This is a genomic window from Streptomyces sp. 2114.4, from assembly GCF_900187385.1.
GTDB lineage: Bacteria > Actinomycetota > Actinomycetes > Streptomycetales > Streptomycetaceae > Streptomyces > Streptomyces mooreae.
On sequence record NZ_FYEY01000001.1, the window covers coordinates 772,376 to 785,329 of the forward strand.

Sequence of the window (12,954 nt, forward strand, 5' to 3'; positions counted from 1 at the left end):
GGTCGCGAGGCATTCGACATCACCCGAAGAGTGGCCGTTTGTCAGATTTTTCCCCTTGCGGCGCAAATATGCCGATGTGAATCTGGGATCCCATTCGTCGAAGGAGTTGATCGCATGGTTACGGATCGCACAGCGCCGGTCGAGACGGCCGCCCTGGCCGCCGAGGTCGAGGGACTGCTCGAACCCGCCGAGGCCGACGGTGTCTTCCGCGATACCCGCGAGTGCGGAGGGGCGCTGCTGCTGGCCGCGCTGCTTCTGATCTCGCCGCCCACCCCCCGGCCCAAGACCGACGTTCGCTGAGGCTGAGGGGAAAGCGTTGGCTGAACAGACGCCGGGAGCAGTCCCGCTGAGCGCTGTGATCGCCGATGCCGCAACCGGGGTCGCCCTCGCCCTGCGGGGCGAGGGCGACCCTTATGCGTTGTCGGCCGTTCTGCGGCAGAGCGATGCGCTGGCTCCGGCCGCCCTCCGGGTGCTCGGCGCCGATGCGCTCGCGCCGTACGCAATGGACCATCCCGCGCATCCCGCGGCGCCCGTCGGCGGGGACGACGCCGAGGTCGTCCGGCAGGCGCTCTCGGCCTATCCACCGGGCACGGATGCCTCGGACGTGTCGGTGTGGACCTACCGGGGCCTGGTCGAGGCCTCGCACGCGTTTCTGTCCGCAGGCGCACAGCACTGGCCGCCGCCGCCCGAGGCCGCGGCCGGCTGGGTCGAAGCCGACCCTTGGCCGAAGCTTGCGCATCGCGTGTCACAGCTCGCCGCGCTCGCGCTGCCCGGGCTGGCGCCCGGTCTCGCCGAGCAGCTGGCGGCACGCACCGACGATCTGGCCCGTGGTTTCGTCCGGGCGGTCCGCCGCCGGGACTGGCTGCAGGCGGCCGGTCTGGGCCGCTGGCTGTCCCGGCTGCCCGACGTACCGCATACCCTGGGACTCGACAGCGGGCTGGCGTTCGTCCGTCACATGGGTGGCGACGACCCCCGGGTGACGCTGCACATCGTCGCCGCCCAGCGTTTCTACGGGCGGGGTTGGTGAGCGGCGGCCGGGGCGACCCCGGGCTGCTGGACCGGTTGGTCCACGGCAGCCTGGGGTGGCTGGACGCGGCACGCGACCACTTCCGGCTGCCCCCGAACGTCACCACGGACGCCGACCCCAACCTGACCCTCAAACCGCTGGGTGAGCTGGCCGAACTGACCCAGCTGATCGGCGTGCTGCACCCGTGTGACGAGATCCGGCAGACCGCCCGCGGGCTGTTCGCGTTCGCCTGGAACGAGACCCGCGACGGCGAGCTGTTCGCCGAGCTGATCCGCGGTGAGCCGTTCGCCACCTATCCGGTCGAGCTGTACGGCGTGTTCGCCCAGGCCGGGCTGCGCCATGCCGAGGCCGACAAGCTGGTGGACCTCACGACCCGGCTGCGGGGCTGGCGGGTGGCCCGCGAGGATCACACCCGGACGCTCGGTGTGCTCAACGCGGAGCGGCGGATCGGGCTGCGCCAGCACGCCGACTTCGGCGCCGTCCTGGCCCTGACCGGCCTCGGCGGGCTGCCGGAGCCCTGGGCGCTGGACCGCAAGGCGGCGTACGGCGTGACCCATGACGTCTTCCACCTCACCGACTGGGGGCGCAACCGGCAGCGGCTCTCCCCCGAGCTCGCCGGCTATCTGCGGCTGTGGCTCCCCTCCTGGCTGGAGAACTGGCTGGAGGAGCAGCTGTGGGACCTGGCCGGCGAGTTGCTGGCCGTGACGGCCTGTCTGCCGCAGGCCCCGTACCCCGCACAGGCCTGGCAGCGGCTGGCCGGCGCCCGGGCGGCCGACGGCAGCGTGCCCGAGATCGGCGCCGCGCCGCCCGCCGCCGACCGGGCCGGGGCGTTCACGGCCTGCTATCACTCCACCCTGGTGACCGCGTTCGCCGCCACCCTCGCCCGTATCGCCTCCGACGAGGCCGAGGCCGGGCCGCCGGCCGGGGATACGGCGATGGCGGGCGGGCGGACCTCCTGCGAAAGCGAGAGCACCCCATGACCGTGACGGCCGCATCCCCCGCCTTGCTGCACGGTGTCGGCGACCGGGCCCTGACCTGGCTCGACGATCACCGTGAGCACTTCCGGCTGACCCCTGACGACTTCGCCGGCAACGGTGCGGTCGTCGAACGGCTCAAGCCCATCGGGGAGCTGGCGCTCAATATGCAGGTGCTGTTCCGGGAGGGCGTGGCCGGCTCCCGGCAGAAGGAACGGGCCGGGAAGCTGCTGGACTTCGCCTGGCGGGAGCTGCTGGACGGCGGCAATGTGCTGGCCCGGCTGCAGCACGACGAGCCGCTGTCCCCCGTGCCGCTGGAGGTCTATGCGACCTTCCACGAGCTCGGCCACCGCCACCCGGGGCTGGAGGCCGCGCTGGCGGTCTGCCGGCGCACCGCCACCTGGACGGCGCTGGAGATGATGCCCAACCGGCGGCTCGGCGTGCTCAACGCGGAGCGCAAGCTCGGCCTGCCGCCCAGCAGCGACTTCGACCAGGCCGTGGACCGCACCTGGCTGGGGCGGCTGCCCGAGCCGTGGACGGTCCAGCTGCACATCGCCTACGACCTCACCCACACCGTCTTCCACCTCACCAACTGGGGCGAGGCGCCCGAGCGCATCCCGCCGGCCCTCGCCGACTACCTCGCGCGGTACCTGCCCGCCTGGTCGGAGGACTGGGCGGACCTCGAACACTGGGATCTGCTCGGCGAACTCCTGGTCGTCGACGCCTGCCTGCCGCGGCCCACCCTGGAAGCGGACCTGTGGGAGCGGTACGCGGCGGCCCAGTCGCCCAGCGGCGCGATGCCCATCCAGCGCGGGATGCCGGAGGGTGACCCGGCGCGGGTCTTCGACCTGGTCCATCACCCCACCCTGGTGGCCGCGTTCGCCTCGGCGATGGCCACCTCCCGGGCCCTGTCCGCCGTCGGATGACCCCCGCCGGCCCCGGACCGGCGCTCGGTGACCGCCTCGCGGACGCGGTCACCGAGATCGACGCGCCGGACGTCGTGCTGGCGGTGACCCGCCACGGCCGCCGGACCGTGATGACCGGCGGCTCGGCGCTGGCGCCGCCCACCCCCGCCATGCGCTGCGCTACGAACTGGGGTCGCTGTCCAAGACGTTCACCGTGCTGCTGCTCGCGGCGCTGGCCGGGGACGGCGTGCTGTCCCCGGCCGACCGGCTCGTGGACCGCCTGCCCGAGCTGCCCCTGCCGCACCCGCACTCGCGCCGGATCACCCTGTGGCATCTGGCCACCCACACCTCCGGGCTGCCCCGGATCCCCCCGGACCTGATCGTCGGCGCGCTGGTGCACCCGTACGCCAACGGCTACGCCCGCTACGACACCGAGCGGCTGCTGCGCATCTTCGCCCGCACCCGGCCGCGGCACCGTCCCGGCACCCGCTGGCGCTACTCCAACTTCGGGCTGGCGCTGCTGGGTCCGGCCATGTCCGGTGCCGCGGGCGCCGGTTACCCCGCCCTGCTCGCCGAGCGGGTGCTGCGCCCCCTCGGGCTGACGGAGACCACGCTGGGCCCCGGCACCACCGGCACCGACGCCGTCGGCCACCGTACGAACGGGGTGACGCCGGTGGGCAGCGCCGACATGGGCGCCTTCGTCGCCGCCGGGTCGGTCCGTGCCACCCCCGGCGACCTGCTCACCTACCTCGAAGCGCACCTCTCCCCGGACGGCACGCCGCTGGCCGGGCCCCTGCGCGAGGTCCAGGTGCCGCTGCTGCGCCGCGGCTGGCGCAAGCGCCACACCCACACCCTGACGTGGTATCAGCATCCGGCCCCGCAGGGGCCGTTGCTCTTCCACGTCGGGGCCACCTTCGGCCAGCAGGCGTTCCTGGGCTATCACCCGGCGTCGCACACCGGCCTGGTCGCACTCGCCACCCGCCGCGGCCGCACCTGCGGGATGATCAGCACCGCCTACGAGCTGCTGTACGCGCTGGCCGGCGATCCCTCCGCCTGAGGCAAGCGGGTGCGGGCCGCCGGTCACAGCTCGCCCGCCAGGATCCGGGCGAGCGAGGCCTGGGGCCGCTCCTCGCTGGCCCGGTGGAAGAGGTCCGCGTACGCCTGGTCGCCGATCGCCGCGCGGGCCCGCCGCTCGCACTCCTCGCGTACCGCACGCAGCTCGGGGGTGCCGCGCTGCGGATGCCCGACGGTCCGCCAGAGGGCCTGGCCACTGCCGTAGACACGGGCGGCGGCCGCACCGTGGCCCTGGGCCGCCACCGCGGCCGCGAGCAGGTCCAGGCCGAGCGCGATACCGAACTTGTCGCCGATGCCCGCTTTGGCCGCGAGCATCGACCGGGCGTGGTCCGCCGATTCCTCCGGCCGGCCCTGGAACAGCGAGATCAGCGAGAGCTGGTAGTCGATGTAGGAGCGGGTCCAGTATTCGCCGCGCTGCACACACCCGCGGCGCAGTGCGCCCGCCGCGGCACGGGCCTCGGTGAGCCTGCCCAGGCCGGTCAGCGCGAAGAGCTGTACGAGGTGGCAGCGCAGCCGTCCGGGAGAGTCGAAGGGGGTGCACCGCGCGGGGCCGAGCGCCTGTTCCACGACGGAGTGCGCGGACATCGGGCGGCCCGCCATCAGATGGGTGAGACCGGCGAGGTAGCCCGCCTGGAGCTGCGCCTCCGCATCGTCACCCGCCCGTGCCGCGCGTGCGCACTGAAGGCCCAGGTCGTCGGCGAGCGTCAGATCGCCCTGCAGCAGTACTGCCACGCCGAGCGCCCACAGCGCCCGGGTGCGTGCCGGGCCCGGCCCCTGGTGGGCGGCCAGGGCGCGGGCCACATAGTCCCGGGCCTCGTGGAGGTGGCCGCAGCAGCTCCAGAAGAAGCCGATCGACGCGCTGAGGTCCTGGGCCCGTTCCGGGTCGGTGGCCAGCAGGTGGTCCAGTGCGGTGCACAGGTCGACATGGGCCTCGGCGACCCTGCCGTACCAGCCGACTTGTTCGGGGCCCAGCCAGCCGCGTTCGGCGCGGCGGCCGAAGGAGGCGAAGTGCGCGGCGTGCCGGTCCGCCAGTGCCGTCGTCTCGTCCAGTTCGGCCAGCCACATCCGGCCGTACTCGCGCAGCGTGTCGAGCATGCGGTAGCGCGGGCCCTCGCGGGTGAGCACCGACTTGGCGGCCAGTGCCTCCAGTGTGGTGCGCACCTGTGCGGCGGCGAGCGGTCCGCCGGCGCACACGGCGCTCGCGGACTCCTCGTCGAAGGTGCCACGGAAGACGGACAGCCGGGCCCACAGCAGCCGTTCCAGCGGTGCGCACAGTTCATGACTCCAGCCGATGGCGCAGCGCAGCGTCCGGTGTCGTGGCAGCCGCACCGGTCCGTGACCGTCGAGGGTGTCGAGACGGGAGGTGAGCCGCTCGGCGATCTGCTCGACGGAGCTGCTCGCCAGCTGGGCGCCCGCCAGCTCCAGGGCCAGCGGGATGCCTTCGAGGCGGCGGCAGATGACGGCGGCGGCCGTCGCGTGCGGGGGTGCGGTCAGCCGCAGTCCGGGGGCCGCGGCGGTGGCGCGTGCGGTGAACAGGGCCAGTGCGTCGTTGTCGCCCGTGCAGGGCAGCGGGCCGATCTCGGTGGTCCCTTCGCCGACGAGGCCCAGCGGCTGCCGGCTGGTGGCCAGCACGGTCACCCCAGGGGCGGCGGTCAGCAGGTCCGCGAGCAGGTCGCGGCAGGCGTCGACGAGGTGTTCGCAGGAGTCCAGCACCAGCAGCAGCCGTTTGCGGGCGAGCCCTTCGCACAGCACCGCCACCGGCGTCCGCGCCGTGTGGTCGGCCAGCCCGACGGCATCGCAGACGCTGGCCACCAGCCGTCCCGCGCCGTGCAGGGGCCACAGATCCGCCCAGCAGACCCCGTCGGGATACCGTGCCGCCGCCGCGCGCGCGGCCCGCATCGCGATCCGGGTCTTGCCCACACCGCCGGGGCCGGTCAGGGTGATCAGCCGGTGCTCCGTCAACTCGTCGTCGATCCGGCGCAGTTCGGCTCGCCGGCCGATGAAACTGGTCGGCTCCTCGGGAATGTTGCTCGCCACCGGGCCAGTTTGCCCCAGTCGCGGCGCCGGCCGGAGTCCCGTGCGGCGGTCGGGGGCACGAGGTTGACGGCCGCCGGCCGGACGGCGGTCCTCGTCAGGGCGTGACGACCGGGAAGGTGGGGTCCGGCGTACGGACCAGGCTCAGCAGCCGGTCCAGCGCCCCGGTCTCGCCGTGGGGTACGGCGTCGCCGGGACCGCGGCCGGCGAGCAGGTCGAGCAGCTGGGGCTTGGTGAGGGTGAGCGTGAGGTCCGGGGTGCGTCCGCCGGACGGTGTGGGGGCGCCGGGTGAGCTGAGGTGGGTGAGGGCTCCGTGGGAGAGCGTCAGCTGCCAGGTCCGGTCCTCTTCGGGGAGGTAGAGGTCGAGGGTGAGCGCGGTGGACCACGCCCGGGGGCCGTCGATGCGGATGGCGAGCGTGTCGAGGAGCTGGTCGACGGTCAGGGCCAGCGCGATCTCGGGGTCGGCGGTGTCCGGGCGGGCCCCGGCCAGGGTGCCGCGCAGTTCCATGGCACCGGTGAGGTAGGAGTTCCGCCAGGTGCCGTTCTCGCAGCCGTGGCCCAGCCGTTCGTACACCAGGGCCAGTTCGCGCCGGGCGCGGAGGTTGTCGGGGGCCGCGAAGACCGCGTGGTTGAGCAGCGTGGCCGCGAACCGCAGATCGCCGTCGGCCGCGTACCGTTTGCCCGCGTCCACCGTGGCCTCGACGCCGCCCATGGTCTCGACATAGCGTCTGGACTGCTCGGCCGGCGGGTGTTCCCACAGGTGGGCGGGGTTGCCGTCGAACCAGCCCAGGTAGCGCTGGTAGATCGCCTTGACGTTGTGGCCGATCGCTCCGTAGTAGCCGTGCAGGGACCAGTCCTCCTCCAGGGCCGGCGGCAGCCGTAGCTCCTCGGCGATCTCGGCGCCGGTGAGCCCTTCGTTGAGCAGCCGCACCGTCTGGTCGTGCAGATAGGCGTACAGGTCACGCTGGTGGGCCAGCAGGGTCTTGACACGGTCCTTGCCCCAGGTGGGCCAGTGGTGGGAGGCGAAGGCGACCTCCGCCTCGTCGCCGAAGAGGGCCAGCGCCTCGCCCAGGTAGCGGGACCAGGCCCGGGCGTCACGGACGGCGCCGCCCCGCAGCGGCAGGACGGTGTGCAGGGTGTGGGTGGCGTTCTCGGCCAGGCACAGCGCCTCGTGCGCCGGAAGGCAGAAGTTCATCTCGGCGGGTGCTTCGGTGTCCGGAGTGAGCTGGAAGACGATGCGTACGCCGTCGACGATCTCCTCCTGGCCGGTGCGGGTGATGTCCACGGTCGGCGGGATGAACGTCATGGTGCCGGTGGAGCGGGCGGTGCCCAGACCGCAGCCGATCTGGCCCTCGGGGCCCTTGGGCAGCTGTGTTCCGTACATGTAGACGGAGCGGCGGGTCAGGGCGGTCCCCGCGTAGGCGTCCTCGCGGACCGCGTGCCGGAGGAAGCCGGCCGGCGCGAGGACCGGGACGGGGTGGTGGTCGTGCGGCAGGACGCCCCGTCCGCCGCCGAAGTGCTCGCCGTGTGAGTGGGTGTAGATCAGACCGGTGACCGGCCGGTCGCCGCGGTATTTGCGGTAGAGCTCCAGGGCCGCGGCGGCGGTCTCGGCGGAGACCAGCGGATCGATGACGACGACACCGTGGTCGCCCTCGACCAGCGTCATGTTGGACAGGTCCAGGCCGCGGGCCTGGTAGATGCCGTCGGTGACCTCGTAGAGGCCCTGCCGGCACACCAGCCGGCCCTGCCGCCACAGGCTCTCGTGTGCGGTCTCGGGGCAGTTCCCGGCCAGGAACCCGTAGGCCTCGGCGTCCCAGATCACCGTGCCGTCGCCCGCGGTGACCTGGGGCGGGTCGAGCGCGGCGATGAAGCCACGGTCGGCGTCGGCGAAGTCCTGGTGGTCATCCACGGGCGCAGCGGTCACGGAACGCTCCCTCCGGGGAGGCGGGCCACATTCGGCGGACCCATGCAACCGATTTAACCGAATTTGCCGGGTTATCGCATGTGTGCAGAGATCGCTTCCCGGCGGGGTGCGCAGCGGCCGGCCGCCGACCGGCCCACCCCCCCGTGAGGGGCCTGCGGCCGACGGCTGGCGCCTGCCCTCGGGGAGGGCGCGTCACGTGCCGCGACGGCTCTTCGACGCCGCGGCGACACACATGGCACCCAGCAGGAACGTCAGGGCACCGATGACGACGTTGTTCCAGATGACACCGGCGTCCGGGCTGCTGCCCACGATCCAGGGCGAGATGATCATCCATACACCGATCGCGCACATCGCGCCGCTCAGGCCGTACATCCGCTCCGGGGTGACGGTGAAGCCGACTGCCAGGAGGGCGATCGCGATACCGAGGATGAGGTTGTGCGTCACGAGCGCCGGCTGTGCGGCGGTGAAGTGGAGGATCCAGGGCGAGACGGCGCAGTACAGACCGACCAGCAACACCGGCCCGTCGACGAGTACCACGTCACGCCCGCCGAGCACCCGCTCGTACCGAGCCTGCATCTCAGAAGCATCGGGGTGACCTGCGAGATCTCCCCTGTGGTGTGAGACGTCGGCCATGCGACTCGCCTCCTTCACTCGCGGTCTGGCCGTTCCGCGTGGCATCGGGCCTCGCACTTTTAATTCTGCGCTTATGTCGCCTTTATGTGTAGATGAAGTGGCAAGCGAATTTTGCCGGACAATGGCCGTATCGCCGTCACCTGCGGTCCGGCGCCCGCCCCAGACCCAGATTCCAGCGCCCGCCGCGGCCGCTCAGCTCGGTCACGGTCAGCGGCGGCACATCCAGCCGCCAGAACGCCTCCACGGGAACCCCGAGCGCGCGGACCACCGCCGCGCGGACGACATCCGGCTCGACCACGGCCAGCACCCGGCCCGCGGCCGGCGCCATCCGCGTGAGCCAGGCCCCGACCCGGTCGCAGAGCTGCCGCAGCGACTCCCCGCCGTGCCCCGCGAAGTCCGGGTCCGACAGCCAGGCGGACACCGCGAGCGGTTCGGCGTCGGCGACCTCCGCCAGGGTGCGGCCGCGCCAGGTGCCCATCGCACAGCCCGCCAGCTCCGGCGCGGGACGGACCGGAAGACCGAGTTCCGCGGCCGTGCTCCGGCACCGGGCGGAGGGCGAGACAACGGTCCGGCCGGCATTCGGCAGCGCTCCGGCCGCCTCCCGGACACGGCGCAGCCCGGCCTCGCTCAGCGGGCCGTCGTCGTCGAAGCGCACCTCGCGCTGGGCGTCGCCCGCGGCCGGTGAGACCAACATCACCCGAGTTGTCATGACCTCTTCTTTCGTTGTTCACCGGCACCGGCAACGCCGTACCCGCACAAGGGAGTTGCCCGGCCCACGCGCCGCGCCCTGCACCACTCCGCCCCCTCCGCGGTCTTGGCCCGGGGTCGGGTTCGCGGTACGTTCCCGATGATATTGACGACGACATGACGGAAGCCGGTGGGATCCCGGCGCGGTCGCGCCACTGTATGTCCGGTTTTTTCCAGCCCAGCAGGGCCGGAACCGGGCGAGCCAGACCCGGCATGTCGTTACGCACTCCCACGAACAGGGACGCGAGTTCCCCGCACAGGAGGTTCCGCCATGGCCCAGACCATCGCACCCCCGGCCACCGGCGCCGTCACCCCGGCCCCGCTCCCCCTCAAAGCCATTGCCCCCTGGGCGCTGTTCTTCGGCGTCCTGATGCTCGTTCTGCTGTACTTCATCGGCGCGGAGCAGGGCGCCACCTCACTGCTCTCCGGCACGGAGGTCCACGAGTGGGTCCACGACGGGCGCCACCTCCTCGGCTTCCCCTGCCACTGATCGGACGGCGCATCCATGAACTCCGTCACCATCAGAAACCTCCTGGTGCGCGGGATGCTTGCCGGTCTGGCCGCCGGTGCCCTGGCCCTCGTCGTCGCCTATCTGCTGGGCGAACCGCAGGTGGACGCCGCCATCGCGTTCGAGGAAGCACACAGCCACGAACACGAGATGGAGGTCGTCAGCCGCGGTGTGCAGTCCACGGCGGGCCTGGCCACCGGCGTGCTGGTCTACGGCGTGGCGCTGGGCGGCATCGCCGCACTCGCCTTCTGCTTCGCCCTCGGGCGGATCGGCAGGTTCGGTGCCCGCGCCACGGCCGCGCTGCTCTCCGGCGCGGCGCTGCTGGCCGTCTACCTCGTCCCGTTCCTGAAGTACCCGGCCAATCCGCCGTCCGTCGGTGACCCCGACACGATCGGCAAACGCACCGCCCTGTACTTCCTGATGATGCTGCTCGGCATCCTGCTGGCCGTCGCCGCCACGATCCTCGGCCGGCGGCTGGCTCCGAAGCTGGGCAACTGGTACGCGGCGGTCGCGGCCGGCGCCGCCTTCGTGGTCGCCATCGGCCTCGCCTATGCGTTCCTGCCGGCCGTCAACGAGGTGCCGCACGACTTCTCGGCCACGCTGCTCTGGCAGTTCCGGCTGTCGGCGATCACCATTCAACTGGTGCTGTGGACCGCCTTCGGGCTGGTCTTCGGCCACCTCGCGGAGCGGGTCGTGCCGACCCGGTCCCAGGCCACCGCGGCCAAGGCGGCACCCGCCGTCTCCTGATCCGGCGCTACCGAGGAAGGGCCCGCGACGCCGGACGTCGCGGGCCCTTTCCCGTGGTGCGGTCCCCGTGGTGCGGCCCCCGTGGTTCGGGGCGTGTCCTCAGGTGGCCGCACGCACGGGGCGTCCCGCCTCGTCAGGACAGGCCGGGGATGCCGTCCAGATGCGGCAGATCGTGGTCCAGGCGCTCCCGTTTGGCGCGGAGGTAACGGATGTTCTCCGCACGGGGCGTCATCAGCAGCGGGACCTGTTCGGCGACGGCGATGCCGTGCCGCAGCAGCGCCTCGCGCTTGCGCGGATTGTTCGACAGCAGCCGCACGGACCGGACGCCGAGGTCCAGCAGCATCTCCGCGGCGACGGCGTAGTCACGGGCGTCGACCGGCAGCCCGAGCGCGATGTTCGCCTCGACCGTGTCCAGCCCGCCCTCCTGCAGCTTCATCGCCCGGAGCTTGGCCAACAGGCCGATCCCCCGGCCCTCGTGGCCCTGGAGATAGACCAGAATGCCGCGCCCTTCCGCCACGATCGCCCGTAGCGCGGCGTCCAATTGATCGCCGCATTCACAGTGGCTGGAGGAGAAGACATCACCGGTGAGGCATTCCGAATGCACCCGGGTCAGCACCGTCTCTCCCTCGACATCACCGTAAACCAGAGCTACTTGCTCGATCCCGGTACGGCGGTCCAGATAGCCGACGGCGAGGAATTCACCATATGTGGTGGGCAGCCTGGCCGTCACCACCTGTTCCACAGCGGGTTTGCGACCGAGGGCGTCATCGATTGCGACACGGAGGTCGGGGCGGGCATCGTTGTCGGCGTCCATCATGGCGCGATCGTACCCGCGGTGGGAATGGATCGCCGGTAGTCACTCAGAACACAACAAGTATGCTGCGAGAACCATGACTCGGTGAGTCAGCGACGAAAGGCCGCAGCACACGATGACCGCTTCGGGACACCCGACTCCGGCGCCCGGCCTGTTGCCGGCGGACACCACACAGGACGTACGGACACGGCGGCCGACGATGGCCGTGCTGCCCATCGGCAGCCTCGAACAACACGGTGACTTCCTGCCGTTGACCACCGATACCGTCATCGCCTGCACCATCGCGCGGGAGGTGGCCGCCGGCCGTCCCGTGCAGCTGCTGCCGCCGCTGACGGTGTCCTGTTCCCACGAACACGCCGCCTGGCCGGGGACGGTGAGCATTTCGGCGCGCACCCTGCATGCGATCGTCACGGACATCGCTGATTCGCTCCGCAAGTCCGGTATCGGCACGTTGATTCTCGTGAACGGACACGGTGGAAATTACGTGCTGCGCAATGTCGTTCAGGAATCCGCGGGGCGCGGCATGCGGATGGCGCTCTTCCCCGGATCGGCCGACTGGGACGCCGCGCGCACCCGAGCCGGGGTGCAGACCTCCGGGCACACCGATATGCATGCCGGAGAGGCCGAGACGTCCATTCTGCTGTATGCCCATCCCGAATTGGTCAAGGAAGGCTATGAATCGGCGGATTGCGTCGCCGATGACCGGAAGCACCTGCTCACGCTCGGCATGTCGGCGTATACCGAATCCGGGGTCATCGGGCGCCCGTCGCTGGCCTCCGCCCGCAAGGGACGGGAATTGCTGGCCGGCCTGGTCGAGGCATTCGACGAATATGCCGCGCTGTTCGGCGCAGGAACGGAAGACCATGACTGAGGTGCTCGACACGGCGGCCGCCTGGGAGCGGCTGCGGGCGGTCCGTACCGCACAAGCGGCGCGGGCCGCCGGATGGGTGACCGACGGGGCCGGCGGGCCGCACTGGGACCGGCCCGCCACGCCCGAAGCGGTGGAACTCGCCGCGCGCTACCTGCCGCTGTGCCTGGCCGGACCCCGGGTCGCGTTCGCGCAGCTCGGGCAGAGCCTGGACGGCTTCATCGCGACCCGTACCGGCGACGCCGACTATGTCACCGGCCCGGAGGACCGCTGTCATCTGCACCGGCTGCGCGCGCTGGCCGATGCGGTGGTGGTCGGGGCCGGCACCGCGGTGGCGGACGATCCGCGGCTGACCGTGCGTGCCTGTACCGGGGACAATCCGGTGCGGGTGGTGCTCGATCCGCGGGGACGGGTGCCACTGCACAGCGGGGTGTTCACCGACGGCGCGGCGCCGACGCTGTGGGTGGTGGGTCCTGAGGTCACCGCCGTGCCCCGCGGCACCGGTGTCGAGGTGCTGGTCCTGCCGGACGCGGACGCCTTCGCCCCGCGGCGCGTGCTGTCGGCGCTGGCGCGGCGTGGCCTGGGCCGGGTGCTGATCGAGGGGGGCGGTGTCACCGTGTCGCGTTTCCTGCGGGAGCGGGCACTGCACCGGCTGTATGTCACCGTCGCGCCGGTTCTGCTCGGCGACGGCGTGCCCGG

The 12,954-nt window shown here is 72.2% G+C and carries 12 protein-coding genes, 2 pseudogenes and 1 riboswitch; of the genes and pseudogenes, 9 read left to right on the plus strand and 5 right to left on the minus strand.

Annotated features, from left to right (window positions below):
- The first annotated feature begins 114 nt into the window (after window positions 1–114).
- The 5 genes and pseudogenes from CFW40_RS03225 (at window position 115) to CFW40_RS03245 (ending at window position 3,963) form a co-directional block, all read left to right on the plus strand.
- Window positions 115–300 carry a hypothetical protein gene (locus tag CFW40_RS03225; RefSeq protein WP_018091704.1) on the plus strand — a complete coding sequence of 62 codons (186 nt, stop codon included), beginning with the start codon at window positions 115–117 and terminating at the stop codon, window positions 298–300.
- 16 nt (window positions 301–316) lie between these two features.
- Complete coding sequence (locus tag CFW40_RS03230; RefSeq protein WP_256331616.1) at window positions 317–1,027, plus strand: hypothetical protein; 711 nt, start codon at window positions 317–319, stop codon at window positions 1,025–1,027.
- Complete coding sequence (locus tag CFW40_RS03235) at window positions 1,024–2,007, plus strand: hypothetical protein (RefSeq protein WP_088796307.1); 984 nt, start codon at window positions 1,024–1,026, stop codon at window positions 2,005–2,007. Before CFW40_RS03230 ends, CFW40_RS03235 begins: the two co-directional genes overlap by 4 nt.
- Window positions 2,004–2,927 (plus strand): hypothetical protein, encoded by a 924-nt coding sequence (locus CFW40_RS03240; RefSeq protein ID WP_088796310.1) that lies wholly within the window; start codon window positions 2,004–2,006, stop codon window positions 2,925–2,927. The genes CFW40_RS03235 and CFW40_RS03240 overlap by 4 nt, the downstream gene beginning before the upstream one ends.
- A pseudogene (locus tag CFW40_RS03245) lies at window positions 2,924–3,963 on the plus strand (serine hydrolase domain-containing protein). Before CFW40_RS03240 ends, CFW40_RS03245 begins: the two are co-directional and overlap by 4 nt.
- A 23-nt stretch (window positions 3,964–3,986) precedes the next feature.
- Here CFW40_RS03245 and CFW40_RS03250 read toward each other — a convergent pair.
- The 4 genes from CFW40_RS03250 to CFW40_RS03265 form a co-directional block, all read right to left on the minus strand.
- Window positions 3,987–6,017, minus strand: coding sequence for an NB-ARC domain-containing protein (locus CFW40_RS03250; protein WP_088796312.1), 2,031 nt, complete (start codon window positions 6,015–6,017; stop codon window positions 3,987–3,989).
- A gap of 94 nt (window positions 6,018–6,111) precedes the next feature.
- Window positions 6,112–7,938: an alkyl/aryl-sulfatase gene (locus CFW40_RS03255; RefSeq protein ID WP_088796314.1), complete on the minus strand. Its 1,827-nt coding sequence runs from the start codon at window positions 7,936–7,938 to the stop codon at window positions 6,112–6,114.
- Window positions 7,939–8,130: 192 nt separating this feature from the next.
- On the minus strand, window positions 8,131–8,571 hold the full coding sequence (locus CFW40_RS03260; protein WP_086719010.1) for an SPW repeat protein: 441 nt from the start codon (window positions 8,569–8,571) through the stop codon (window positions 8,131–8,133).
- Between the two features lie 136 nt (window positions 8,572–8,707).
- Complete coding sequence (locus CFW40_RS03265; RefSeq protein WP_088796315.1) at window positions 8,708–9,280, minus strand: histidine phosphatase family protein; 573 nt, start codon at window positions 9,278–9,280, stop codon at window positions 8,708–8,710.
- 100 nt (window positions 9,281–9,380) lie between these two features.
- A riboswitch (cobalamin riboswitch) is annotated at window positions 9,381–9,546 on the plus strand.
- A gap of 43 nt (window positions 9,547–9,589) precedes the next feature.
- Here CFW40_RS03265 and CFW40_RS03270 point away from each other — a divergent pair.
- Together CFW40_RS03270 and CFW40_RS03275 are read left to right on the plus strand one after the other, a co-directional pair.
- Window positions 9,590–9,808, plus strand: coding sequence for a CbtB-domain containing protein (locus tag CFW40_RS03270; RefSeq protein WP_088796318.1), 219 nt, complete (start codon window positions 9,590–9,592; stop codon window positions 9,806–9,808).
- A gap of 15 nt (window positions 9,809–9,823) precedes the next feature.
- Entirely contained in the window at window positions 9,824–10,573 is a 750-nt protein-coding gene (locus CFW40_RS03275; RefSeq protein WP_088796320.1) for a CbtA family protein, read from the plus strand.
- A 133-nt stretch (window positions 10,574–10,706) separates the two neighbouring features.
- On the opposite strand, the gene ribA is transcribed toward CFW40_RS03275, so the two are convergent.
- On the minus strand, window positions 10,707–11,315 hold the full coding sequence (gene ribA, locus CFW40_RS03280) for a GTP cyclohydrolase II (RefSeq protein WP_176956713.1): 609 nt from the start codon (window positions 11,313–11,315) through the stop codon (window positions 10,707–10,709).
- A gap of 187 nt (window positions 11,316–11,502) precedes the next feature.
- Between ribA and CFW40_RS03285 the strand changes: the two genes are divergently transcribed.
- Together CFW40_RS03285 and CFW40_RS03290 are read left to right on the plus strand one after the other, a co-directional pair.
- The gene (locus CFW40_RS03285) at window positions 11,503–12,258 is read left to right on the plus strand and encodes a creatininase family protein (protein WP_088796322.1); all 756 of its coding nucleotides are present in this window, start codon (window positions 11,503–11,505) and stop codon (window positions 12,256–12,258) included.
- Window positions 12,251–12,889 (plus strand): annotated as a pseudogene (locus CFW40_RS03290) (RibD family protein); the annotation flags it as partial. The gene CFW40_RS03285 and the pseudogene CFW40_RS03290, both read left to right, overlap by 8 nt.
- Window positions 12,890–12,954 lie beyond the last annotated feature (65 nt).